22 protein-coding genes and 1 pseudogene are annotated in these 23,310 nt (G+C 59.2%); 17 read left to right on the forward strand and 6 right to left on the reverse strand.

Annotated elements, in window-relative coordinates:
* Nucleotides 1-219 precede the first annotated feature (219 nt).
* Both GWK63_RS05450 and GWK63_RS05455 read right to left on the reverse strand, forming a co-directional pair.
* Complete coding sequence (locus tag GWK63_RS05450) at nucleotides 220-1,023, reverse strand: helix-turn-helix domain-containing protein (protein ID WP_026019698.1); 804 nt, start codon at nucleotides 1,021-1,023, stop codon at nucleotides 220-222.
* Nucleotides 1,024-1,366: 343 nt separating this feature from the next.
* On the reverse strand, nucleotides 1,367-1,744 hold the full coding sequence (locus tag GWK63_RS05455) for a hypothetical protein (protein ID WP_061275214.1): 378 nt from the start codon (nucleotides 1,742-1,744) through the stop codon (nucleotides 1,367-1,369).
* Between GWK63_RS05455 and GWK63_RS05460 the strand changes: the two genes are divergently transcribed.
* The 6 genes from GWK63_RS05460 to GWK63_RS05485 are packed head-to-tail and all read left to right on the forward strand — an operon-like array spanning nucleotide 1,743 to nucleotide 8,227.
* Complete coding sequence (locus GWK63_RS05460) at nucleotides 1,743-2,132, forward strand: hypothetical protein (RefSeq protein WP_223846643.1); 390 nt, start codon at nucleotides 1,743-1,745, stop codon at nucleotides 2,130-2,132. The genes GWK63_RS05455 and GWK63_RS05460 overlap by 2 nt on opposite strands.
* A complete protein-coding gene (locus GWK63_RS05465; protein ID WP_010515543.1) occupies nucleotides 2,129-2,716 on the forward strand; it encodes a hypothetical protein in 588 nt (195 codons plus the stop codon). Before GWK63_RS05460 ends, GWK63_RS05465 begins: the two co-directional genes overlap by 4 nt.
* Nucleotides 2,716-3,900 carry a hypothetical protein gene (locus GWK63_RS05470; protein ID WP_112209944.1) on the forward strand — a complete coding sequence of 395 codons (1,185 nt, stop codon included), beginning with the start codon at nucleotides 2,716-2,718 and terminating at the stop codon, nucleotides 3,898-3,900. The genes GWK63_RS05465 and GWK63_RS05470 overlap by 1 nt, the downstream gene beginning before the upstream one ends.
* Nucleotides 3,901-3,910: 10 nt before the next feature.
* Entirely contained in the window at nucleotides 3,911-5,323 is a 1,413-nt protein-coding gene (locus GWK63_RS05475) for a hypothetical protein (protein WP_112209946.1), read from the forward strand.
* A 22-nt stretch (nucleotides 5,324-5,345) separates the two neighbouring features.
* The gene (locus GWK63_RS05480) at nucleotides 5,346-7,706 is read left to right on the forward strand and encodes a DotA/TraY family protein (RefSeq protein ID WP_110095200.1); all 2,361 of its coding nucleotides are present in this window, start codon (nucleotides 5,346-5,348) and stop codon (nucleotides 7,704-7,706) included.
* 23 nt (nucleotides 7,707-7,729) lie between these two features.
* Nucleotides 7,730-8,227, forward strand: coding sequence for a hypothetical protein (locus tag GWK63_RS05485; RefSeq protein WP_112209948.1), 498 nt, complete (start codon nucleotides 7,730-7,732; stop codon nucleotides 8,225-8,227).
* A gap of 6 nt (nucleotides 8,228-8,233) precedes the next feature.
* On the opposite strand, the gene GWK63_RS05490 is transcribed toward GWK63_RS05485, so the two are convergent.
* The 4 genes from GWK63_RS05490 to GWK63_RS05510 all read right to left on the reverse strand — a co-directional run bounded on the left by GWK63_RS05490 (nucleotide 8,234) and on the right by GWK63_RS05510 (nucleotide 11,466).
* Nucleotides 8,234-9,030 (reverse strand): IS5 family transposase gene (locus tag GWK63_RS05490; protein ID WP_082779839.1). Its coding sequence is split into 2 segments (ribosomal slippage): nucleotides 8,234-8,691 and nucleotides 8,691-9,030, totalling 798 coding nucleotides; the frame shifts between segments, so codons are not numbered across the junction.
* Nucleotides 9,031-9,477: 447 nt separating this feature from the next.
* Nucleotides 9,478-10,014, reverse strand: coding sequence for a hypothetical protein (locus tag GWK63_RS05500; RefSeq protein WP_110569791.1), 537 nt, complete (start codon nucleotides 10,012-10,014; stop codon nucleotides 9,478-9,480).
* Nucleotides 10,011-11,015, reverse strand: coding sequence for a thiol:disulfide interchange protein (locus GWK63_RS05505; RefSeq protein WP_172459709.1), 1,005 nt, complete (start codon nucleotides 11,013-11,015; stop codon nucleotides 10,011-10,013). Before GWK63_RS05505 ends, GWK63_RS05500 begins: the two co-directional genes overlap by 4 nt.
* A 61-nt stretch (nucleotides 11,016-11,076) precedes the next feature.
* Complete coding sequence (locus GWK63_RS05510) at nucleotides 11,077-11,466, reverse strand: hypothetical protein (RefSeq protein ID WP_110569790.1); 390 nt, start codon at nucleotides 11,464-11,466, stop codon at nucleotides 11,077-11,079.
* Between the two features lie 541 nt (nucleotides 11,467-12,007).
* Between GWK63_RS05510 and GWK63_RS05515 the strand changes: the two genes are divergently transcribed.
* The 11 genes and pseudogenes from GWK63_RS05515 to GWK63_RS05565 all read left to right on the forward strand — a co-directional run bounded on the left by GWK63_RS05515 (nucleotide 12,008) and on the right by GWK63_RS05565 (nucleotide 23,186).
* Nucleotides 12,008-12,307 (forward strand): WGR domain-containing protein, encoded by a 300-nt coding sequence (locus GWK63_RS05515; protein WP_112209951.1) that lies wholly within the window; start codon nucleotides 12,008-12,010, stop codon nucleotides 12,305-12,307.
* A 426-nt stretch (nucleotides 12,308-12,733) separates the two neighbouring features.
* Nucleotides 12,734-13,360: a MucR family transcriptional regulator gene (locus GWK63_RS05520; RefSeq protein WP_223846644.1), complete on the forward strand. Its 627-nt coding sequence runs from the start codon at nucleotides 12,734-12,736 to the stop codon at nucleotides 13,358-13,360.
* A gap of 69 nt (nucleotides 13,361-13,429) precedes the next feature.
* Nucleotides 13,430-13,582: an AbrB/MazE/SpoVT family DNA-binding domain-containing protein gene (locus GWK63_RS05525; protein ID WP_053323998.1), complete on the forward strand. Its 153-nt coding sequence runs from the start codon at nucleotides 13,430-13,432 to the stop codon at nucleotides 13,580-13,582.
* A 102-nt stretch (nucleotides 13,583-13,684) separates the two neighbouring features.
* Nucleotides 13,685-13,984, forward strand: a complete 300-nt coding sequence (locus GWK63_RS05530; protein ID WP_078527732.1) for a type II toxin-antitoxin system PemK/MazF family toxin — start codon at nucleotides 13,685-13,687, stop codon at nucleotides 13,982-13,984.
* A gap of 519 nt (nucleotides 13,985-14,503) precedes the next feature.
* A pseudogene (locus tag GWK63_RS05535) lies at nucleotides 14,504-15,016 on the forward strand (transposase); the annotation flags it as partial.
* Between the two features lie 198 nt (nucleotides 15,017-15,214).
* Nucleotides 15,215-15,691: a hypothetical protein gene (locus GWK63_RS05540; protein WP_370664434.1), complete on the forward strand. Its 477-nt coding sequence runs from the start codon at nucleotides 15,215-15,217 to the stop codon at nucleotides 15,689-15,691.
* Between the two features lie 11 nt (nucleotides 15,692-15,702).
* Complete coding sequence (locus GWK63_RS05545) at nucleotides 15,703-16,959, forward strand: TolC family protein (protein ID WP_019086195.1); 1,257 nt, start codon at nucleotides 15,703-15,705, stop codon at nucleotides 16,957-16,959.
* Nucleotides 16,956-18,107, forward strand: coding sequence for an efflux RND transporter periplasmic adaptor subunit (locus tag GWK63_RS05550; RefSeq protein ID WP_019086194.1), 1,152 nt, complete (start codon nucleotides 16,956-16,958; stop codon nucleotides 18,105-18,107). Before GWK63_RS05545 ends, GWK63_RS05550 begins: the two co-directional genes overlap by 4 nt.
* Entirely contained in the window at nucleotides 18,107-21,181 is a 3,075-nt protein-coding gene (locus tag GWK63_RS05555) for an efflux RND transporter permease subunit (RefSeq protein WP_007396720.1), read from the forward strand. Before GWK63_RS05550 ends, GWK63_RS05555 begins: the two co-directional genes overlap by 1 nt.
* On the forward strand, nucleotides 21,181-21,852 hold the full coding sequence (locus tag GWK63_RS05560; protein ID WP_007396721.1) for a response regulator transcription factor: 672 nt from the start codon (nucleotides 21,181-21,183) through the stop codon (nucleotides 21,850-21,852). Before GWK63_RS05555 ends, GWK63_RS05560 begins: the two co-directional genes overlap by 1 nt.
* Nucleotides 21,849-23,186, forward strand: coding sequence for a histidine kinase dimerization/phospho-acceptor domain-containing protein (locus GWK63_RS05565; protein ID WP_007396722.1), 1,338 nt, complete (start codon nucleotides 21,849-21,851; stop codon nucleotides 23,184-23,186). Before GWK63_RS05560 ends, GWK63_RS05565 begins: the two co-directional genes overlap by 4 nt.
* The last annotated feature ends 124 nt before the right edge of the window (nucleotides 23,187-23,310 follow it).

Genomic DNA, 23,310 nt, shown 5'->3' on the forward strand with positions numbered 1-23,310 from the left:
GGGATAGGCTACGTGTTTTGGGAATAATATCTCTTAAGCGTTATATAACCGTCAAGAAATAAATAGCGCAGAACGCGCTAATATGATTCCAGACGCGGTTTCCGGTCCGCGTTGGTGATCCGCCGGGCCACATCACCTGGAATGGACAGCCCAAGGCATATGGCCTGCCATAAGAAAGGAGACCTCTTTCCTGACAGTCTCCATACCTTCATCACCCGGTCAGTGGCTTGCGATATCGTCGAGGTGACCAATAATGGACTCGAGATCAGCGAGGGCTTCGAGTTGTGATTGCGCGGACATTGCCCACGCGGTCATGTCCAGGGAACGCAAAAGGTCTGCGTCGTCATGTATTCCCGGGATCAGGTAATAAACGGAGACGGCCAGTCCTTCGGCGATGCGATAAACCGTTTCAAGGCTCGGATTTCTGAGCCCTGCTTCGATCAGGCTCAGGCTGGTCAGGGAAACATGTGATTTATGGGCAATCTGGCTCGCTGTTGCCCCCTGAAGCGTCCTGAATATCTGAATCCTGCGGCCAAATATCTCAAGGAGGTCCTGCCGTTCCCCCGAGGTGAAGGCGACACTGTGTGAATAATGATCGATCGGCAATCTGGCCGGTATTTCCGGCAGGTTAAACGTCTTTGAAATATTTCCAATAATGTCGCGTAATTTCTGGATTGCCAGATTGTAGTCCGAACACTGCTTCATGGTCTTTTTCAGCTGCGTGGCGGATGCCACGAGATCCAGATGGGCAAACCATGTACCTTCCGGTGCGCCTTGCGGAAGAATATCGCGCGGATCTATCTTAAATACCCGTAGCAGCGCCGATAATGTTTCCAGGGAAACCGGACGACCTGCCTCGATGCTCCGTATGACCGATACATTCAACCGTGCCAGTTTGGCGAGGTGTACCTGCGTCCAGTCAAGCGCAGTTCGCCTGTCATAAATGATTTTCCCGATGTCTCTATATAATTGGCCGGATGCAAATAAAGCCTCGGCTTGCATCTTGCCATTGTCATGGGACATTTTCGTTTACTCTCACGGCGGGCGTTTTCCTCGGCAAAAGAAACTTCCAACATCCAGAAGATATCGACTGGTCACGTCCTGACAGGGGATCACGCGTGACGGAACGTCATGATAGTCGAGTTGGAGCCCGCAAAAAAGGTGTCTGAGGTCGCAAAGGCCGCTGCTCTGGTCAGGAGAACTTGATGGAGACACTCATATGCCTGTTATGCCTGCCGTGGTTATGGCGCTGGCCTCTGGCCCCATATCTGTCACACCTGCCGCGTTTCATCTTGTCCAGACAACTTCTCCGGACACTCCGTCCCAGCCGGCGTTGATGGGGACAACCGGCGGGGAAGCCTTACCATCACCGGGAGACGCTGGGCAGGAAGGTCCGGGCGCATTGGCTGATACTGGTGTGGATCCTCGAACATCCGGGAATGTTCCAGCCCGTCGGTATTTCCATATCGCCAGCGGTTATGGAAAGCAGGTCCCACTTGGTTTCGCCGTGCGTCAGATCGTTCCGCATGGGGTGCGTGTGGTGTTCGCGGCGGACGTGGACACCAGCGTTCCTGTTGACTGGCAGGGCGGCCGGGAATGGAACAAGGTTCTGGCGACCACGGTAGCCCAGGCGGGTGACGTCATTGATGTTGGTCATAATAAAGTCGCGGTCCGACGTCGAATTCGCTGACTGGTCGCATGATGGCCCGACACCTTCGTCGTCATCACCCGAGGAAGGTTCCATGAACAAGCCCTCATCCGTCCGGAAATCCGGACTTTCTTCCCCGATGCCCAATGTCTCCCTTGCGCTGGATGCGCTCGGCGAGATCTGGCGCATCAGGGGCGGGGAGGACGTCATCGCGATGTTGGACAATGATATGACAGCGAGGACGGCCTGGCACGCCATCCTCGCTGGTGTCGCGCCGCATGAATGGCCGGATCTGGTCAGCTCCCTTGACGCGCTGATCCCCTATCTGCGCGGCCGCAGGGACCTGTTGTCGGCGGACAGCCCTTTTGGACGGGGCGTAATCTCGGAAAGCAGGCGCCAGGCGCTTCATCGCCTTCTTGCTCCGGAAAGGATTGCCCTGCTGGAGGCTGTGACGCGTCCGGCTACACGTCAGGAGGCCGCATGATCGGTCTGCGCTTCCGTGTCCTGTTGTCAGTGGCCGCCGCTCTTGTATCGATACAGGGGCATGCGCAGACCATGTCATCAGCCGCCTCTGGCGCCACGACATCTACGGGAAGCGTCGGCTGCGCCGCCCTGACCCAGGCGGCGGCAACAGCCGTAAACGAACGCGTTCAGGCCAACGATGCTTACGAAAAGCAGCCGGATAGCGTCAACGGCCTATCCTGCCTGAGCAATTTTTTCAACGGCACCGGATTGAATCTCATCACGAACGGCCTTGACCCCGCGGCACTCCTGCAGGCCGTCGAGGGCCAGATAGGTGGCCAGGTCTGTCAGGCCGCACAGGCGGCATGGGGTAACGCCATGGGGTCGACCCAATGTGGACTCAGTTTGTCAGGCGTTAACCTGGGGCTCGGTTTTGGCTCGAGTAGCGGGCTCATGTGCCCGAGCCTGAGTTTCGGTGGTGGTGGGCCGCCAATCGCGACCGCCATTGCGGGGACGTCGAGCGGTACGACTGATCTGTATATCAACGGATCTCCCCAGCTTCCGACCGGATACAGCCTGAGCAATCTCGTGGACGGAGTGTTCTGATGCGCAGGCTGCAGATGGTTATCATTGGTGTTGCTTCGTGCGTCTGCGTGCTGGCAGTCACGCCGCGTCCGGCATACGCGCTTTTCAGTGACGCCGCTGTCGTTGCAGCGATCAAGCTTCTTCAGGCGTTCACGGGCAACGCCCTCAATACGATGACAAAAAATCTGACGGACAGCATCGATTCAAACCTCAGTAGCCTTACAAACCCGAATTCCGTTGCGTCTCTCCTGACGAAGGGTTTCACGCAGGTTGCCAATTACGCGAAAGCCCAGGTCGGTGCCCAGTCGCAACTCATGGATGCCCAGGACGCAGCGATGGCCGGATTTCTACGGCGCCAGCAGGAAACCGGAATCCGGGACGAGCATATGATGAACCCGGAATTCTGCGCGGGCCTTGACGCCCAGCAGTCCACCGTGGCCGCGTCCAAAGCGGCGCGCTCTGCGGTGTACGCCATTGCGACCGTGAGCGATCCCCGCGGTGAGGCAGGTCAGGGAACGCCCTCCTATTACGGCAAGTCACAAGGCACGGATGCGAACATGTCCCTGCACCTCAAGCGCTACTGTTCGTCGGACGACGTGGCCCAGGGGCTCTGCTCTTCCGTGTCCCGGCTGCCGAACGCCGACCAGCGTGCTGCCAGCCTGTTCGGCGCTGATACCCTATCTGCGGATGGAGCTGTGGATGCAGCCAATGATTATGCGACTACCCTCATCCAGCCAGTAGCGCCTGCAGCCCTGCGTGGCGAGCAGCTGTCCAGCCTTCGTGGACGTGAAGCCGCGACCCGCCGACGGTCATACAACAGCCGTATGTCTCTTGCCCGCTGGGTCGCGGGCTACGTCACATCACTTGGCGTTCCGTCTGTCACGCTCACGCGGGACCAGAAGGCTGAAATGACGGCCGAGGGGCTCACGCCGCTCGACAAGGCGTCGTGGCTGCAGGCCATGGCGCTGGAAGTCAATCGCAGGGTGTCCAGCGTAAGCTGGAACGCCTCGCTCCAGGCAATGCCTCCCGCGTCCGTCATGCGCGAGGTCGCCACCGAAATGGCGCAGGCCAATTACCTGGCACTCCAGAACTACCGCCTCAGTCTCTATCTGGCGACCATGGGGGCTACCCGGGTCGCACAGGAAGAAGAGGTCGCCTTCAAGGACGGCCTCACCCCGATGCCGTCTCCCACGATCAACCCATAAGAGGTTCGTCATGTCTGAGGCCCTGCAGAAAACCGATGATATCGAAGATGTGCTGAAAACCCTCGATCGCGTGCAGTCCGAATACAGGAAGCAGGCGCCCGGGCAGGCCGCCGCATATGACCGGCTGCGGCAGCAATCCCGTGACCCTGACGTCCAGAATGATCCCGGGTTCCGTACGCGCGTCGCTTATGCTGTTCAGGATGTGGAGCGTCTTCTGGGACCCACGCTTAAGGACGATCACCCGCTGCATGCTGAAATGACAGAGCGCGCGGCGCATTATCTAGGTCTGGATGAACCTGTGGTCGCCGCCATGATGCGTGAAACGCATCGCCTTCAGCAGCCGGAAGTAAACGCGATCCGGACACTTGCTAGCGAACTGGTTGAAGGACATCAGGATCCGGACCACCCGGACATCGCGCACACCATCGAGAACCTGAGGGCGACCATCTTTCCCGAACCAGGGCACCAGCCAGCGTCAGGGCATGACCATGCTGCCGGGTCTGCGCACGATGAGAAAGGTCAGGCGGACAAAACCCGAGGAATGGCGTCGCCGGGGGAGGGCGCTCCGCAAGGACCGGAGCAGTCGGCCAGCAGCCAACCCGGACAGACCCATACGATGGATCCTCAGAAGGACTTTCGAGAGAAACAGACAGGTCCCGCAAAAGATGCGCCGGAAAGCCGATCGACGATGGATGGCAACGGCACAAAGGAAAAGGCGGCAGCGAACACACGGGAAACGAACGCGGCGGCCAGGGATCAGGAGGAGGTCAAGGTTATTCGCGGTGGGGGCTTTGCCCGCCTTGCGGAAGCGATTGCCTCGCGCATTGATAGCCAGCCTGCGAACCCGGCATCATCATGGATGGAAAAGGCCGCCGATTTCAGCACCCGGCTGCACAACGCGCGTGACGAAAAGAGCCTGGAGGCGACCGAACGGCTGGGAAAGCAGGCGGTGGAGGCCCTGCGTGACCTCAGGGAGCGACCAGCTTCCTCGATCATGGCGGCGATCTCAGATGCAGGAAAGGGCGATCCTGACGGTGTTGCCGGTGTGTTGTCGGAGATGAAGGCTGGTGGCCGGTATGCCGATCTGCATAGCCAGTTTGTGACGGAGAAACAGAATAACCAGGCGTTTGCAGCGCAGCTGGAGAATATCAGTAGCAAACTCGAAGCCTACGGAAAAGGAAGGGAAGCCGCCGAGGCAACAGGCCAGCGCATGGGAATGCCCGGCAGTGTGACGCAGCGCTTCACCCAGATCGATGCCGAGATTGGCAGGACCGCGGCCGAAGTGCCCGGAAAAAAAGAAGGGGCCAGTGCGCTGGAAGATGTGAGCGAGAAGGTCCGCGAGATGATGCACAAGGCTGTGACTGCGGTCACGGATTTCATGACGCGGATGCATCCCGGTCCCACCGCCAGTCCTGCGCCGTGACTTCGCCGCTGGAGGACAAACCATGACGCCCTTTCGCCGTCCAGTATTCGCCATCCTGCCGCTCCTGTTTCTGTCGGCTCTTACCGTGTCCGCTGCAGCGCAGACGGTCGTCGCGACCGGTTCAGGGGATGCAGCCAGCAGCACGGGCTATAATGTGACATGGGACCTGCTCGATCCTGGCAGTGATTGGGCGGCGCAGGTCATCCGGTCCGTATTCCCGGTTTTCGGGCAGGATACGGGCGCGCCCAGCATCGGCAACGAGGCGACCGTCATAGGAACCATGATCGGGTGGTTCTCCGGGTTCGTCATGGCATTTGCGATGGCGGTCGTAAGCTATATCTACTTCATGAACATCCACCGGGGTGCAGAAACAGCACAACTCCTTGGTAACAACCAGACCAGCATGTCGATCGTGCGGATCGGGATTGCGGCCATCCTGATGTGGCCGCTTCCGACAACCGGCTTCAATGCGGCGCAGGCCGTTGTCGTGCAGGGCTCGCTTTGGGGCATCGGTATGGCGAAGGTCGTCTATGACAAGGCGAAGCAAGCAATCGGACCAGACGGCAAGGTCATCGCACAGCCCCTTATCCCCGGCACAAAAGGGATTGTGACCGGTCTTGTGAAAAATGAGTTCTGCCGGGCCATTATTAACATTGCTGCGAATAACACGAACCTGATTGCGGCCCCGACCGGGCAGACCGTCCTGTCCGTGACCGGCGGGAAGATGGGAATCATCAACTATTCTTACAATATGGCAGCCGGCGCAGGAGACGGGACACCAGTTTGCGGGGCCGTAAGTCTGCAGGCGCCCAATACTGACGCAGTGAATCTGGCTGGTTTCCAGGTCGACCAGGCGGGTATGCAAAAACAGGTTCTTGATTCCGTGATCCTTGGCGACATTCGCAGCCAGGTTGCGCAGGTCGCGCAGAATTACTGGCAGACGAAAACGACAGCGTCCCTGGCCCCACTCATGACCATCATCGTCAATGCCACCAACGATTATGCGTCGCGTCTCACGACGCAGGCGGCACAACTGCGCTCGAAGCTTCAGGACACGGTCAACAATCAGACGCTAGCGCTCCACCAATGGGGGATTTCGACGAACGGAGATGCGGTCAACACCAGCAACCAGATGGATAATCTCGGGTGGACTGGCGCAGGAGCCTACTATCTCGAATTCGCGCGCCTCAATGGCCAGACCCTGTCTCTCATGACCGCAACGCCAACCATCACTACGCCATCCTATTCCGGTCTCGGAAACTATCTTGCCTCGGACATTGCGCCCCTGGTGCAGTCTGCGGACACCTTTATGGAGAACATCGACAGCATGGTTGCGACGCAGGACGGCGTGACCGCGCCAGGCGGGAATGCTGACCTGTACACGGGCGCAATACCGGGTGGAGACGGTGCGGGAGTGCTCGACCAGCTGTTCCGCGCCCTGCACCTGAACGATTACGCCCTGCAGATCGTGACCGGATTTATCGAGCCGTCCGGGACGAACGGCTACTGGACGGATCCGTTTGGCAATCTCATGTCACTTGGAAACTGGATGATCACGACTGCCCTTCTCACCATGGGCACTGCGTCGGTTCTTTCTTCTACGGCCGGGACCGTTGGTATCGGCGTGCTGTCGCTTCTGAGCGGGAATCCAGAAGGCGCCGTTGCGGCCGGGGCCGGGCACGCGCTGATGCACTTTTTTGGCGCGCCGATTATCGGCGGCTGTTTCGCCATGCTTATGCCAGGCCTCACCATCGCCTATGTCATCCCGATGATCCCGTTTGTCATGTGGATGTTTGCCGTAGCCGGGTGGTTCATCATGGTTTGTGAGTCCGTGATTGCAGCACCTCTGTGGATGCTCGCGCATATGACCATGAACGGGGAAGGGCTGCACGGTCATGCAAAACAGGGTTATGCCCTTCTGTTCAATGTCATCTTCCGGCCGGTACTGATGCTATTCGGGCTTTTCCTCGGATATTTTATATTTGATTCAGTGTCGTGGCTGATCCACATGTGTTTCGGCATTGCGGCCGGACTGGTGCTGTCAAACGGTTGGATTGTCAGCAACTTCCTCGGCATGATTGTTCTGGTTAGCCTCTTTGTCATGATTCACGTCACCCTGGCGTTCATTTCATTCAGGATGATCTCGATCCTGCCCCAGCGGGTTCCCGCGATGATCGGATTTGGTGACGTGGATCGCGTTGATATCGACCAGTTCAGCAGGGACGCCGCCGTTGTCGGTATGGCGGGCACGTTGCTCTCGATTCAGCAGTCTCTGGCAGGAAATAAAGCAGATAATCAGAATGGGCCGGGACAAGGCAACGGTGGCATATCTTCTGGTGCTCGAGCCCTGATAAGTGATACAACAATGAAAAAGAGCGTCTGACTTTAGGGTCAGGAGGAACTGAGATGTCGAACTGTGGTGGCCTGAGCGGGGCTGCAGCGTTCATGTTGGGACGTGCATCGCACCAGTACGAACAGACGCTGGGGAACTCCATACAACGTGCGCTTTACGGCCGACGGCCTGCGCGACCGACAGAAGCCGATGAACTTGCTCACCTGCTTTCGCAGATGACAAGTCTACTGCGACAGAAGAACGCGGAATCTGACAGACTTGAGGAGCATCTGCTCAGATCCAGGGAATATGCTTCTGGTCTGGAGGCTCAGATCAAAGACCTGAAAGACACTCTCGCTCTCGCAGATGCAGCAACTGCGCGGCAGGCAGTTCAACTTAAGGCTGCTGGGGACCGAGAGAAACGCCTGGCGTGCGATCTTGCGGCAGCCCACGATAAATACCATCGACTTAGCGACGACCATACAATGCTGAAGACTAAAGCCGAGAACATGGAACGACGGATTTGGGGCTATCTTTCCATGGAAAATGAATGGAGAAAGCGGCAGTCCTAGGGCCTGTTAGGGCTTGATCCAGTCTGCTGCGGCAGCGATGTGGATGACCGCGAGGAACGACGTTGCTGTTTTTTCATATCTGGTTGCGACAGCGCGCCACTCCTTGAGGCGAGCCCAGAGGTTCTCAACGAGATGCCGACACCGATAGGCCCATTTGGGGCAGGCGACCGGGCCATCGCGTCGTTTCGCGGGAATGGCTGGCCGTGCTCCCATGTCCCATATCCGTTCACGCATGGCGTTCGACGCGTAGCCCTTGTCCGCTACTACCCACAGGGGAGTGGCGGGAAGGCTGTCGAGCATGGCTGGTGCCAGAGGCAGTTCATGAGCCTGTCCAGGGGCCAGCGCAAAACCGAAGGCTTTTCCATGTCCATCAGCGATCACGCAGACTTTTGTGCCATAGCCGCCGCGAGAGCGGCCAAGTGCTTCACGATGGTCTCGCTCTTCGAAAGAGGCCCCTTTTTTTGGGCTCCCGCCGCTTTGTGGTGAGCCCTGATGTTTGTGCCATCCAGAAAAGTCATTCCGAATGCCACTCCCTGTTGTTCCTGAACCAGTGCGAGCAGCCGCTCCCATACGCCGAGCTTCGCCCAGCGGATGAAAAGCTGCGCAGCCCGCCACCACGGACCCAGTTCAGCGGGGATACTCCGCCATTTCGCGCCATTCTCATGACGCCAGAAAATCGCTGCTATCGTCCGCCGCAGATCATGTGGCGGCGTCTTGCCCCTCGGGCGAACCTCCTCAATCAGAGGTTCCCAGATCGCCCATGTCTCGTCCGTAAAGGTGCCTGTTCTGTCTCCTTCTTCCATCCCTACAATATGGGAAGAAATTCAAGATCTAACAGGCCCTAGTCGCAAGATACTTTGTCAGGATGGTCTCCTCTAAGCGGGAGACCATTCGTGAAACATCTCATTCTACCTCTTGTCCTCTCCCCCTGGCTTGCGGCATGCAGCGCTGGCAACGTGTCGTCTGCTGCACATGTGCATGGCCCAAAGGCTCCCCCGACCAGGCATGCGCGTTATGATCCGCACGTGGCCTACGGATCGACACGTGTAATCTGGACACCCCCTACGTACGATCGCGCCGGTACGATCGTCCGGCCTGATGATCCACGGGCGATGTCGGGGCGCGAGGATTACGAACATGCCTCCTGGGCAACAGGCGCTCAGGGCGGCGACAAGAACGCGCCACCCGGCACGTTCTGAGTGCTCCGCCAATCCTATCTATTCACCAGCGTAAAGCAGATGGACTTGCGGTTACGGCCTGCGTGGAATGAGGCTGTCGGCGGTGGCGACAAATTGGCGGGCGGAACCCAGGCGGCGTTCGCGGATCTGCCAGTTGAGCCACGCGTTCTGAAACGCCACGAGTGTCAGAAATGTCCAGAAGGGTGCGAACTCCAGCGCAGCAAGGAGTTGGCTGCCCTTCCAGTGGGAAAGGAGCATTTCTCCGGTCCAGCCAAGCACCAGAACAACAGCGAGCATACTGGCAGCAAGCGCCCGCCTGTATGTCTCATGCTGTCTCTGATCGAGTAAGATCGCCACAACGCGGGGTTCGACGCCGTATTCGGCAGCGACCGCGGCGATATCAATAGGGGTACCGTCTGGCGCCCGCGGGCCCTGCATACCGGCTTTAGGCTTCAGTAATGCCTTCCCGAGGGCTTCAATCAGCGCGGCATTCCTCGTTACATCGGACCAGGCGACCAATGTACGTGGGTCGCCAATCACCACGCGGGCCACCTTGCGCGTTCTTTCAAAAAAACGCCGCGGGCCGGTCTGGTCCTGTCGTGTCTTCATTGCGAGACCGAGGTGAGAAATGTGGCGACATCCGTGGGAACGCCGTCGAGCCGGCCGGTCCCGCCATTGCGGTGCATCCAGACGAACGTTGGTGTCCCTGTGAGCCCTATCTGCCGTGCAATCCGGGTATTACGGGCAAGATTCTCCCCACTATCCGGTTCAGGTGCAGCCAATCCCGGGTTTAGACGACCGTTGACCCACGCTTGTGCCATCTCGTTTGCCGGGAGCGATAGCATGGCTCTCGCATTGACGGTACTGGCGCCGTTATCCTCGTAATCAAGCAATGACAGCGGGACTATTTTCAGGCGAACTTTCCCTGCATCGATTGCGGGCTGAAGGATATGCATCGCCTTCATCGAGTAAATGCATTGCGGGTCTATGAACATGATGACTTCCGGGGCGGAAGGTATCCCTATAAGGCCTCCCGAGAGCCCCTGGAACTCGGACTGTTCGTTAGCGTCGGATGAAGCGCCAGAGATACTGATTTCTGGGACGGCTCCAGGAATGCCCCTGATCTGGTCTTTCGTGATGTCCTGTCCAGCGGCACCCCACATCCGGGCCGCGACTGCTGCCTTGCCATCCGGGGTCGCATAGACGACCTGAAAACGGTTATCCGCCCGAACAAACATTCCCCTGATGCCATCGACCGGTGCGAGATCGTGGGCGCGCGACCCGGCCAGGGAACGTAGGGTGTCGTAGGGTACCGGGATCAGCGTGCCGCTAAGCACGATCGCGTGGCTTTCCGGGGCGAAAAAGACCAGGAGTTCGTTCCGGGTATGGGCGATGCCAGCTTCGAACCCGTGGAGATCGGGTAGTTTTTCGATGTTGGCCCCTGCGATCCCAAGGTGGGCGACTGCATCGGTCCTACCTTTATCATCATGTTCCAGGGTCGGCCCTATGGTGTCGCTCCTGGACTCAATCGGAGTAGACACAGAGCATTGCTGTCCTCGCGCTGGCGCGTGCATGAGCAGGAGAAATGGCAACACGTAGAAACAGCGCATGGCGGACTCCGGACAATACCTATGTCCTGTACGCCCTGATCATGCGACTGCGATTAAAAAATCATCCCTTGTCGTTTCCCCTTTCTTGAGACAGGAGATTTTCAAAAGGGGGGGGGATCGGGGAGAGAATAAACGTATCTTCTGCTTCGCTTCCTAACTCCTCGACCGACATCTCGCTTATCATTTTTACAAGAATATCAACGCGGAGTTGCAAATAATGGGAATTCGGGTGGTCGTCTTTCAACTGACGGCCTTTTTCGTGGCAAAGCACCAGAATGGGGTGCAATGATCTTGCCTGCTCACGCCTGGCAGTTGATGTTTTCGCTGGAGAAGCAATGTATTCAATATTGCATCTCAGCGCTAAAATCGCCTGAACCAGCGTCAGACATAGCTGTCCGGATTGTTCGTCATCGATAAGCTCGAAACGCGAGCGAAGTTCATCAAACTTCATATCATCCTCACACGGATCAAGACGAACACACTGAAGCAACGCAGTGCACGGTTGCCATGTTTCTTACGGAGCGCTGGAGCGGCATAACCCGATATACTTTGCTATTGTTGACGATTTCCGTAGTGATTTAATCTGGTCACCTGGCTCCACGGAATCATGATCAGGCTGCTCAATCTACACGATTCCGTCTTGTTGTAACGTATATCTCATTATTGTTACCAAGTGTTTCGTCAATATTCTGCGGGCAACGCATGTTCGAAACATGCCCTGCACTTTCTGGCTGATCGAAGGGCAGTCACGCCTGAGTGGCGAGAAAAAGCGTCTTCTACGTCATCTTCGACCGGGTCATGGCTTGAGGCAACCACCAATGTGCTGGATGATTGACGTATCGGAAGACATCCGCATCGTATCATCCGACCCATAGATCGTAGGAAATGATCCATGCATGCTCCACGCGGAGTTGCAAAAGGCTGAAAGAAGTTCAGAATATCTGTACTTGGATAATAGATCATGTTAGCATCATGCGATGCGCAGGACCAATATGACATCCAGAAGATCAAGGAGCGCCGTTCCCTCAGGGAAAACAATACAACTTGGACTGTTCCCGCTATCGGTCCAGTTGCGCCGTATTCAACCCAGTTTCAATGAGTGGCGGTATTACGGACTGTCAGTTCAGCCCGACCTGTTCGGTGGTGCTGCACTTGTTCGTAACTGGGGCAGGATCGGGACAGCTGGCACCCAGCGCGTGGATCTCTATCCCGACGAAGGCGCTGCGGTGAATGCTCTGACCGCGATGATCCGTTATCGCCTGAAACGCGGCTATATCGTTACACAGTCATGACTGGCAGCATTATCTGCAGGATAACCCGGGGTGATCATCAGACAGGTGATAGAGATAAATACTGTATCCGCTCACCACGTCATGGAAAATTCGTGTGTGGATATATTCCGACTAAAAAAACTTATCATCGACATTGAGGTGAGCCGTAGTTTTCGTGAAAGGCCCGCTGCATAAGCCAGTTTACGCCGTCTGATAGCGTAATCAGGGGCAGGCTCCGCCGCATACAATTTGCGTAAAACTTGATGTTCATGGTGCAATGTGATCGATGTAGGCAACGTACCGCAATATATAATTTAGCTTTCGATACGCCATATTTTGCCGATTGCATAAAGACTTACACTCCGGCAATGTTATTCGGCAAAAATATAGCGGAGAGGCTTTATCATGGACCAATCAGACGACCTAACCCCGGCAATTGTAATTGCCATGAGCGACATCGTGGCAGCGCATCTCGGCAATACCAATACCTCTCTGCCGACAGAACATGTCCCGGCGTTTATCCGCGATGTCTACGCCGCTATCCGCGAAACAACACCGGCCACAGAGAAAAACAGCAGCATCCCTGCCCAGCAACCCGCAGTTCCAGTCGCGCAGTCGGTATTTCCTGACTACATCGTCTGTCTGGAAGATGGCAAAAAACTCAAAATGCTCAAGCGTCACCTGCAGACAAGGTACGGAATGACGCCAACGCAATACCGAGAGAAGTGGCAGCTTCCTATGGATTATCCCATGGTTGCTCCGGAGTATGCCAAAATGCGGGCGACTCTGGCGCGAGACGCGGGTCTCGGACGTAAGGTTTTGGTGCCCCAGACCGCTCCCGTGGACGAAGCAACCGCAGCACCTTCTGTCGATAGTGCGACGAAAGAAGTGTTGGTCGACACTGCAGAGGCTGTATTACCCCCCAAAAAAACGATTTCGAAGCGATCCAGGTCGTCGGCAACTGAAACCGGATCTTCCGCGGCATCGCCAAAGAAAACGCCGGGTTCCAAGACTTCAGCGAGACCGCGTGCGGTACGGAAGACCGGCACGAAAGCAAAAGGGGCCAAGGTCTGACTGATCAGCCCAGCCTATCCGGCTTTGTCATAAGGCAGCCAGGCATCACCCGAACGTCAGGATGATCAGATGATGAATGTTCATGAGGAAGATGTTCGAGTTATCATTGCGCCAGTTCGCGCCACACTGCTCAAACTGGAAGATCTCGTCGCCGGGATTACCGATCTGAACGGGCATGATGAAATTGACTTTGGACAGTCTGTAGGTGACGAAAGCTGGTGAACACCAAATCGCAGGTCACGTGGGTTCCGGACTGCGGCGACATTGTCTGGTTGGAATTTGATCCCTCAGCCGGGGCGGAAACGGGCTGTGCATCGGCCTGCGGTGCTTCTCAGCCCTGCAAGTTATAATGCCAAAGCGGGGATGACGCTTTGCTGCCCCATGACCACTAAAATCAAAGGCTATCCGTTTGAAGTAGCCGTAGTAGTAAAACCCGCCAGTGTGGTCCTCTCTGATCAGGTGAGAAGTCTGGACTGGCGGATGCGGAACGCGAAGCTCAAAGGAAAGGTCTCGGCAAAGGAAATTGAGGCAGTTCGTCAGCATGCCAGATTACTGGCTGGCCGAGGAAAACAGGGAAGCCCGAACATTTCTATGTATTCAAACATGTCCTGCCGGACTTCTTAATATGTGTTGTAGGTTCGACGCTCCATGCGCTTGTCTGATGAGCGATCAACCACGTTCTACGCCGACATACAGGGCAACGTTGGCCTCTGCGCCAGAAAACGGAAACATGAGATGTGCAGCACAGCCGAACAGGGTCACGTTCGGTTGCGGCTGCCAGCACATTCCTGGCGGTAGGTTGCTATACGTTAGCAATGGCACCGGGCTGTGGTCGGGTTTTGTAATCTAATTGGGCAGGGGTGTGAAATCACCTGTTTCAGTCTGGGTGCGGGGTGAGTCTGGAGCCTTATCCTGACGCCGATGAGCGTTCAAAACGCCGGGTACCGGCTAGACGAGCCATCAGCCCGCATATGAGTGCGGCTGCACAACGCGGGCCTATGTATGATACCGGTGATCGGGTTGAAAAAGGCAGAGCTGGGTACCGAGGGCACGACAACATCATGTCCGTCCGTAGCAAGGAACTTTAACAGATGCTCAAATCCGAGATACGAGCCTAGCCAGCTGTGGCAGAGCAGCACAAGTGGGCAAGACGCCACGCCTTCGGTGGGTGTTATTGACAGCCAGTCGGTTAAAACCGCTACAACAGCGGCCGCTGTGGTTATGACGCGAGCAAAAAAAATCAAGGGTCGCGAGCGGCATATCTCGACCGACACGCTGTGTCATGTCGTGGCAGCTGTCGTGCATCCCGCCGACATTCAGGATCATAACGGTGCGCCGCCGGCAGCAACCAAAATACGCTCATTGTTCGCTTGGCTGCGCCATCTGATTGGTGAGGGTGGATATGCTGGCGAGAAGTTGCGTGGTGTGCTGGTCGAACGTGGCCGACGGACGATCGAGATCGTCAAGCGCAGCGATCGGGCTGAAGGCTTCATCATCATGCCGAAACGCTGGATCGTGGAGCGTCGCTTCGTATGGCTCGGACGCTGCCGCCGTTTCACGAAACATGTCGAGGCACCAATCTCGTTATCCTGTGCACAGTTGATGATTGTCCATATCTGCAGGGTGCTGAGACAAATCAATCAAACCGCTTTCTAATTCAGGCTCTAACAGAGCCTTAAATTCACATATGAAATTATCGCTTACTCTAAATATAGAAATGATAATCATTTTCATAATATAAATTCTCTTTTGTAGACCGGATGTTCAGGTTCACGTCAGGTTTCTCTGTTACCGTCAGAAAGTCATCGTCGTGATGGCAGGAACTTTATGTACGCCGGGGAACAGACGCTTATTATGCAAAGGATAGTGCGGGATAGTCTGTATGCAGCCTGTATTTTCTTCCTAGGGGTGTCGGCCGCTTGGGCGGATGATGGGACAGAGGGCATATGTATGACGGTCCGGCATGGTATACGTTTGCATGTAGATGGCATGTATGGGGGTTATCCCCATTCCGTACTGCGTGACGCCGTGCTGCAGGGCGTGGCGTGCCCCTCTGATGAAGCTGAACGGCATGTCTTCGGTCTCATTGCCGACCCGCCGCCACACCTGCGTATTTCCGTTACGAGGCCCATGGGGCAGGGGCAGCAGGGGGCGATTTCGGCCCGGCTGTTCTCGCAGGGGCATTTTGTCATCGGGGAACGCATGTCCCTTTCGCCCCTGGCGCGTTCGCAGTCCCCGTTTTCGGTCACGTCCGAGATCAATCTGCTGATGGCGCGACTGTGGAGCGATTTGGCCGAACGGATCAGCCATGGTGGTCGCGCCATTCCATGATGGCCTGAAGCATGAACCGCGCCATCCCCCCCATCCCCCCCATCGTGTCGATCGCCATGGCCTGTGCCCTGCCATGGATGGCCCTGGCCCAGGACGCCCGCCCTGGCCCATCCTTCCATGAAGCCGTCGGCATGGCCTGGGCGATCGATCCCGTCCGCACCGAACTTCAGGTCGGCCATCATTCCGCCCGCGCCCGCGCCAGCGCTGCCGGGTCATGGTTTGCCGGCGGCCCGACCCTGTCGGGTGAATACATGGATGACCACATGCTGGGCAGTAACGAAGGCTATACAACCTATCAGGGCGGCGTATCGGTGCCGCTGTGGTTGCCGGGGCAGGGCAGTGCAACAAAACAGGTAGCCAGCGCGGAAGCCGCGTCGATTGATGAGCAGCTCAATGTCGAACACATGGCGCTATCCATCCGGGTGCTGGACGCAGCTGCCGCCGCCCTGATTGCCCGTACCCGGATGGATGTGGCCCATGCCCTGTACGATGCGACAGCGCGCATGGCCGGCAATGCGACGCATGCGGTGCATGGTGGGGAACTGGCCTCGGTCGATGGGCAGATGGCGCAGGCGGCGATGGAGAACGCGCGCAATGAACTGGCCCTGGCACAGGAGGAAGCGCAGAACGCGACTACGGCCCTGGAGGTGCTGCTGGGGCGCCCGGTTGTGCCTGACCTGAGCCGTTATGGTGGCGGCGACGTGACGCAGGCCCGTTTTGTCAGCCCGCGCGACATGGAAGACAACGATCCCCGCATAAAGGTCGCGCACCGCAATGTGGAAGCCGCCGAAGCGAACATGAAACTGGCGCGCCGTTCGTTCATGCCCAACCCGGAAATCGGCGTGGACGCCATTCATGAAAAGCAGTACGGCAGCCCGTGGGATGATCGTGTGGGCGTGAATTTCAGCATCCCCCTGCCCAGCGAGGTCCGTAACACCCCCATCATGTCCGAAGCCCGCAACCGCCTGGCCACGGCCACCAGCCAGGAAACGCAGGCGCGGCGCATGGTGCATCTGGAAATGATGCGCGTGCGTGAACGCCTGATCGCGGCCACCACGGCACGACAGGCTACCCGCAGTGCCGCAGAGAATATGGAAAAGCGGGCCCAGGCGCAGGAACGGGCCTGGCAAGTAGGCGAAGCCGGTGTGGATACGGCGCTTGCCGCCCGGCAGGCGGCCGCCAATACCCGACTGGCCAGTGTCCGGGCTGAAGTGGAATGGCATGTCGCCAGCATCCGCATGCTGATTGCAACAGGTGTCGTGCCATGAAGCGGATTGCCTCCATCCTGTTTCTTCTCGGCCTGTCCGCCCTGCCTGCCCATGCCGGGGAGGGGACGCTGCCCCCGATCGTGAAGCTGGACGGGGCGGCGGTTGCCAATGAAGGGGTAACCATCGTCACAGCCACGCCGGGTCGCGTGGCACCCATGCTGCCGGTCATGAGCCGGGTCATGCCCGATACGACGCGGGTCGTTCATATCCATCCCGCCGGCAGTGGCAAGGTGCTGGCAGTACTGGTACAGCCCGGAGCATCCGTGCAGCGGGGGCAGGCGCTGGTGCGCTATCAGGATCATTCCCTGCATGTTGCGCGCCTGCAGGCGGTTCAGATGCGTGCAGCGCTTGCTGCCGCCATTGCGGCCCGGACCGATGCGGCAGGCGCGGTGCAGCGGGCTAGGGCACTGGCTGGCGAGAGCATATCATTGGCCGAACTGCGCCGCAGGCAGGACGTGCTGGCACAGGCGGATGCCACCATGCGTGCACGCCAGGCGGATGTGGACACGTTGGGCCACCGTTTTGCCGAGGAGTTCAATTCATCATCGGAGCAGGACAGTCAGGGCGCGGAAGACGAAACCTCGACCCTGATCTCCCCTGTCAACGGCATGGTGCAGGTGATCGGTACGTCAGTGGCGGGTGATGTGGACCCGAGCATGGATGTGGCCACCGTCGCGGATCTGTCCAGCATATGGCTTGTCTCCGACATCCCGCCGGACCAGGCGGCGCGGATCGCACCAGGCGGCCAGCAGGTAACGCGGACGGCAGACGGCCCGTTTACATCCCGTATCGATACGGTGGACGGGATGGCCAGTTCCCTGACCGGGCTGGTCCGGGTCATAAGCCGTGTGTCAAACCCCACTGGCGCGCTGGTGCCCGGTATGGTGCTGGATTCCGCACTGGCTCAGCGTGACAGCGTGGCGGGTCTTGTCGTGCCGTCCGAAGCCATCCAGCAGATTGACGGGCGCAGCGTCGTGTTCGTGCGGGTGAACGCGACGGACTACCGGCCGGTCGTGGTCGATGTGGCACTGGATGACGGGCGGCAGGCAGTGCTGCGTTCCGGCCTGACAGAGGGCGAGCCGGTGGTGGGTCATGGTAGTTTTGCCCTGCGTTCCGTCATCGGTCTGGCCGGAATGGATGCAGACTGATGGCACATGCCTACCTTGCCACCCTGATCCGCGCGCGCATGCTGGTGCTGGGCGGTCTTGGCCTGCTGCTGGCCGCGGGCATCATGACTGTCCTGGGCCTGCCGGTGGAAGCGGTGCCGGATATTTCGCCCCGGCAGGTTCTCGTCTCGGTCGTGGCGCCGGGCCTTGCGACGGAGGAAGTGGAAAAACTCATCACCTTTCCCGTCGAGACCAGCATGACCGGAATCCCCGGCATGACTGACCTGCGTTCCGTATCGCGCGGCGGCGTCTCGGTGGTGTATGTGCAGTTTGCCGATGATACCGACATCAACCTGGACCGCACCCGCGTGAACGAGCGCATACAGCAGGCGCGCGCCAGCATATCCGTGCCCGGCATTACCGTCAGCATGGGGCCGCTGGCTACCGGCATGGGCGAGATCATGCAGTTCCAGATCCGTGGCGCGGGGGGTTCGCTCATGGAACTCAACCGCATCATGAACTGGACCGTGGTGCCGCAGATGCGTCTTGTACCCGGTGTGGTGGATGTCAACGTCAATGGCGGGGCGGAAGAAACCTATGAGGTGACGCTGGACCCCGCGCGGCTGATCGGCAGCAACCTTTCGGTAGGCGAGGTCTATCGTGCGGTGGATGCCGGCAACGCGGCATCCGGCGGCGGATGGATCACGCACCATGCCGAACAGCAGAGCGTGGTCGGACGCGGGCTGGTCGGCAGCCTGGCCGACTTTGGCAACATTGCCGTGCGCACCAACCCCGATGGGTCCGCCGTGCGGCTGCGCGATCTTGGCCGCGTGCGCGCAGGCGCGCGCACCCGTCTGGGGGCGGTAACGCGTGACGGGCAGGGCGAGATCGTGATCGGCGTGGTGATGATGGAAAGCGGGGCGAGTTCCAACGCAACGCTTGCCGCCATCAACCGTGCGCTGCCGGGCATACGGCAGGCTTTGCCCGCAGGCGTCACGATCGAACCCTATTACACCCGCGCCACCCTGACCGGGCAGACCATCGCCACCGTGCGTGACAACCTGTTGATGGGCGCCGTGCTGGTGGTGGGGGTGCTGGTGGTGGTGATCGGGAGCTGGCAGGCCGCCCTTGTCATTGCCTCGGTCATTCCGGTTGCCCTTGTCTGCGCGATGGCGGGCATGCGGCAGTTCGGTATCTCGGCCAACCTGCTCAGCCTTGGCGCAATCGATTTCGGCATGATTGTCGATGGTTCGCTGGTGGTGATCGAACATGTGCTGTCGCGCAGGGAGGAGGAGCCGGACGCCGAATTCATTCCGCTGGTCATCTCCTCCGTGCAGCAGGTCATGCGCCCGGTGGGGTTTGCCATACTGGTCATCATCATGGTCTATCTGCCGATCCTGACCCTGCAGGGGATCGAGGGGCACATGTTCCGCCCCATGGCGCAGACGGTCATCATGGCGCTGCTGGCGTCGCTGGCGTACTGCTTCATCTGCGTGCCCGTTCTGGCCGCCCTTGCGCTGGGGGGCGTGCGGCCTGCGGGTGATACGCGGCTGATTGCCTTCCTGCGCCGGCCCTATACCCATATGGTGACATGGGGGGAAACCCATCCACGCATCCTGTTTGGCGGTACGCTGGTGGTGCTGGCCCTTTCAGCGGGGCTTGCGATGAGGCTGGGCGGTGAGTTCATTCCCCAGCTTGATGAAGGGGCGCTGGCGGTCACCACCACGCGGCTGCCCTCGGCCTCGCTTGATACGGTTCTGGCGTCAGTCACGAAGCAGGAGCAGATCCTGCGCCGCTTCCCCGAAGTGCGCGCGGTGGTCAGCAATACCGGCACATCGGCCATTCCCACCGACCCGATGGGCGTGAACGAGACCGACAGCTTCATCTTCCTCAACCCACCCGCCACATGGAAAACCGCCCGCACGCAGGCGGGGCTGGTCGCCGCGATGGATGATACCCTGCGGCGCGAACTGCCCGATGCGCTGTATTCATGGAGCCAGCCGGTGCAGATGCGCATGGATGACCTGCTCTCTGGCGTGCGCACGCAGATTGCCGTCTCGATCTTTGGCGATGACCTGGCCATGCTGGCCGAGCTGGGTGACCGGGTGGTGGCGGCTATGTCCGGCGTGAAGGGGGCAGCGGACGTGGCGGCTGCGGGGGACGGCACCGTGCCGCTGATCGTGGTCGACATTGACCGCACGCAGGCTGCCAGCCGCAATGTGGCGGTGCAGGACATTCTCGATACGGTGGAGGCCATAGGCGGGCATATCGGCGCCCGGCCGGTGATCGTGGATAACGCCATCATCGGCACGCAGGTCCGCCTTGACCCCCGCGTGGCGACATCCGCCGCCGCCATTGGCGCGCTGCAGGTCCGGCGGATGGACGGGCAGGGGAATGCGATGCTGTCACAGGTGGCGCATGTGCATGAAGTCGATGGGCCGCCGCGCATAAGCCGCGACCGGGTACGCCGGCGCATGGTGGTGCAGGCCAATGTGCGCGGGCGTGATCTGTCTTCCTATGTAGCCGAAGCACAGGCCCGTGTGGCGCGGGACGTGAAGCTGCCCGCGGGCTATACCATGCAGTGGGACGGGCAGTTCCGTAACCTGCAATCAGCTACAAGGCGGCTGGAGATCGTGCTGCCCGTTGCCCTTGGCCTGATCTTTGCGCTGCTGGTGGTGGCGTTTGGCGCAGTGCGGCCCGCGCTGCTGGTGTTCGTCAACCTGCCGGTGGCGGCAACCGGCGGCATCGTGGCGCTGACGCTGCGCGGCATGCCGTTCAGCATTTCGGCGGGGATCGGCTTCATCGCGCTGTTTGGCGTGGCGATCCTGAATGGCGTGGTGCTGGTCAGTGAGATCGCAGCCCTGCGGGCACGGGGAATGGCCGTGGCACAGGCGGCCTTTGCGGCCGCGGAATCCCGCTTCCGTCCCGTCATGGCTACAGCCCTTGTCGCCAGCCTTGGCTTTTTTCCCATGGCGTTTTCCGAAAGTGCGGGCGCGGAAGTCGAGCGCCCGCTGGCCAGTGTGGTGATCGGCGGGCTGGTCACGTCCACGTTGCTGACCCTGCTTGTGCTGCCATCACTGTATGCCCGGGTCATGCGGGAAAAGGATCAGGACTGATGCGTATCCTTATTGTCGAGGATGAATACGATCTGGGTGTGGCGGTGCAGGAGCGCGTGGGTCTGGACGGGCATGCCGTGGACTGGTTCACGACGCTGGAGGACGCGCGCGCGGCCATGGCAACGGTGGATTATGATTTCATGCTGCTCGACCTTGGCCTGCCCGATGGAAGTGGGCGCGACCTGTTGCGTGAGGTCCGTCGGACATCATCAGACATCGCCATCCTCATCACCACGGCAGAGGACCAGATCAGTGACCGTATCGCGGGTCTGTCCGAAGGGGCAGATGATTATATCGTCAAGCCCTATGACCTGAATGAACTCGTGGCCCGTATTGCGGCAGTGGCCCGCCGGTATGCATCGCCGCGCAGGCACGCGCACTGCCGCGTGGGAGAGATTACGATAGACCGGGAGAACCGGTCTGTATCGCGTGATGGCGAGCGGCTGGACCTGACCGCGCGGGAATGGAGCATCATGGAACTGCTGTCGCGCAGTCCGGGCCGGATCTATTCGCGCCAGCAGATTGACACCGCGCTGTATGCGCTGGACCGGGACGTGGACAGCAATACCGTCGAGGTTTTCATCAGCCGCCTGCGGCGCAAGGTCGGCAACACGGTCATCCGGACCATACGCGGCCGTGGCTACTGCCTCGATGCAAGGGACGGCGCATGAAAAGCTGGAGCCTGTCTACCCGGATCATCAGCAGCGTACTCATGGTCGTGATACTGGGGCTGCTGATCCTCAGTGTCGCGGTAGGTGGATTTACCCGCTACGAGGTAACGGAACGGCTGGACAACTCGCTGCAGGAAGTTTCCGAGCGCCTGCAGACGGCTGTGGAGACACGACTGCATGATCCGGGTGCGGCGTCATCCATCGCCTGGCTGCCGGAAGTCGGGCCACGCACCCTGGCCTATCAGATCGTGGATGTGACCGGGCATGTCGTGTTGCGTTCCCAGAATGCCCCGCAGGACGCATTCGAGCGCGCGTGGCGGACCGGGTTTGCTAATGTTCCGCATTTTCGCGTTTATGTCGCGTCACCCGTGGCGGAGAAATACCGCGTTCTTGTGGGGGAACCGACCTTCCACCGGCGCGAGGCCGTCCGGCGCGCGATGCTGATCTCTGTCGTGCCCATGCTGCTTTTCATGCCGGTGATCTGGTGGCTGGTGCGCCTGATCGTGCGGCGCGCCCTGCGCCCGCTGGACCTGCTGCATGACGAGATGCGCGCACGTGGCAGCGGCAACCTTCAGCCCATTCCCCCCCTTGATCTCCCTGACGAACTAGTCTCCATCCAGCGCTCGATCAATACGCTGTTGGCGCGGTTGGAGGCAGCGCTCTCTACCGAGCGCGCCTTTGCCGCAAGCGCTGCGCATGAACTGCGTAACCCGCTTGGAGCCCTTCTGGCGCAGGTACAGATGCTGGGCCGACTGATGCCGGCGGGTTCGGATACGGGCCGGCGGGTGGAGCTCATTGCCGACCGGACCCGCAGGCTGGGCCGCACGGTGGAAAAACTGCTGCAGTTTTCCCGCGCCTCGTCCGGCGTCGCTTTCCGGCGCGACCGTTTCGACCTGATGACCGTAGTGCATGTCCTTGTCGATGATCTTGGGCATAATCCGTGTGACGGGCAGGGCATTGTCATCGCGCCAGACGGGATTCACCACATATTCGTACATGGTGACATGGATGCGACCGGCATCATGTTGCGCAACCTGCTTGAAAACGCCCTGCTGCATGGAGGGCACCATATGCCCGTGCGGGTGGCCGTGCTACCAGATGGTGGAATCGACATCACCAATGACTGCCCCGCGCTGCCACCCGGCATATTCCAGCGGCTGACTAGCCCATTCGTGCGCGGCGGGACCGGTAATCATGGCAGTGGCCTGGGTCTCGCCATTGCCAGTAATATCGCTACCCAAATGGACGTTACTCTGCGCTTACGTTCCCCACTTACAGGATCTGCCAGAGGATTTGGTGTGTGTGTCACCTTTCCAAACTCGAAGGTAACCTAATTCATGACAGTAGAGGAACAGACGCGCAGGCAACTCCATTTTGCGTACTCTACTCCCCTATGTCACGAATGCCCTGCGTCACGGTTGCCTGGTACAGCAGCCCGTTGGCAATATTCTTAGAGGC

Origin of the sequence: Komagataeibacter rhaeticus, from assembly GCF_011611525.1 — a bacterium.
In the GTDB taxonomy this organism is placed as follows: Bacteria; Pseudomonadota; Alphaproteobacteria; order Acetobacterales; family Acetobacteraceae; genus Komagataeibacter; species Komagataeibacter rhaeticus.

What these genes read in the sequence shown, in the direction of transcription:
- GWK63_RS05505 (WP_172459709.1), bottom strand. Translation starts at nt 11,015, where the DNA reads ATGCGCTGTTTCTACGTGTTGCCATTTCTCCTGCTCATGCACGCGCCA.
- GWK63_RS05565 (WP_007396722.1), top strand. Translation starts at nt 21,849, where the DNA reads ATGAAAAGCTGGAGCCTGTCTACCCGGATCATCAGCAGCGTACTCATG.
- GWK63_RS05455 (WP_061275214.1), bottom strand. Translation starts at nt 1,744, where the DNA reads ATGGAACCTTCCTCGGGTGATGACGACGAAGGTGTCGGGCCATCATGC.
- GWK63_RS05500 (WP_110569791.1), bottom strand. Translation starts at nt 10,014, where the DNA reads ATGAAGACACGACAGGACCAGACCGGCCCGCGGCGTTTTTTTGAAAGA.
- GWK63_RS05545 (WP_019086195.1), top strand. Translation starts at nt 15,703, where the DNA reads ATGAACCGCGCCATCCCCCCCATCCCCCCCATCGTGTCGATCGCCATG.
- GWK63_RS05520 (WP_223846644.1), top strand. Translation starts at nt 12,734, where the DNA reads ATGAGCGACATCGTGGCAGCGCATCTCGGCAATACCAATACCTCTCTG.
- GWK63_RS05470 (WP_112209944.1), top strand. Translation starts at nt 2,716, where the DNA reads ATGCGCAGGCTGCAGATGGTTATCATTGGTGTTGCTTCGTGCGTCTGC.
- GWK63_RS05555 (WP_007396720.1), top strand. Translation starts at nt 18,107, where the DNA reads ATGGCACATGCCTACCTTGCCACCCTGATCCGCGCGCGCATGCTGGTG.
- GWK63_RS05550 (WP_019086194.1), top strand. Translation starts at nt 16,956, where the DNA reads ATGAAGCGGATTGCCTCCATCCTGTTTCTTCTCGGCCTGTCCGCCCTG.
- GWK63_RS05540 (WP_370664434.1), top strand. Translation starts at nt 15,215, where the DNA reads ATGCAAAGGATAGTGCGGGATAGTCTGTATGCAGCCTGTATTTTCTTC.
- GWK63_RS05485 (WP_112209948.1), top strand. Translation starts at nt 7,730, where the DNA reads ATGTCGAACTGTGGTGGCCTGAGCGGGGCTGCAGCGTTCATGTTGGGA.
- GWK63_RS05510 (WP_110569790.1), bottom strand. Translation starts at nt 11,466, where the DNA reads ATGAAGTTTGATGAACTTCGCTCGCGTTTCGAGCTTATCGATGACGAA.
- GWK63_RS05465 (WP_010515543.1), top strand. Translation starts at nt 2,129, where the DNA reads ATGATCGGTCTGCGCTTCCGTGTCCTGTTGTCAGTGGCCGCCGCTCTT.
- GWK63_RS05450 (WP_026019698.1), bottom strand. Translation starts at nt 1,023, where the DNA reads ATGTCCCATGACAATGGCAAGATGCAAGCCGAGGCTTTATTTGCATCC.
- GWK63_RS05475 (WP_112209946.1), top strand. Translation starts at nt 3,911, where the DNA reads ATGTCTGAGGCCCTGCAGAAAACCGATGATATCGAAGATGTGCTGAAA.
- GWK63_RS05460 (WP_223846643.1), top strand. Translation starts at nt 1,743, where the DNA reads ATGAACAAGCCCTCATCCGTCCGGAAATCCGGACTTTCTTCCCCGATG.
- GWK63_RS05525 (WP_053323998.1), top strand. Translation starts at nt 13,430, where the DNA reads ATGATGAATGTTCATGAGGAAGATGTTCGAGTTATCATTGCGCCAGTT.
- GWK63_RS05515 (WP_112209951.1), top strand. Translation starts at nt 12,008, where the DNA reads ATGACATCCAGAAGATCAAGGAGCGCCGTTCCCTCAGGGAAAACAATA.
- GWK63_RS05560 (WP_007396721.1), top strand. Translation starts at nt 21,181, where the DNA reads ATGCGTATCCTTATTGTCGAGGATGAATACGATCTGGGTGTGGCGGTG.
- GWK63_RS05480 (WP_110095200.1), top strand. Translation starts at nt 5,346, where the DNA reads ATGACGCCCTTTCGCCGTCCAGTATTCGCCATCCTGCCGCTCCTGTTT.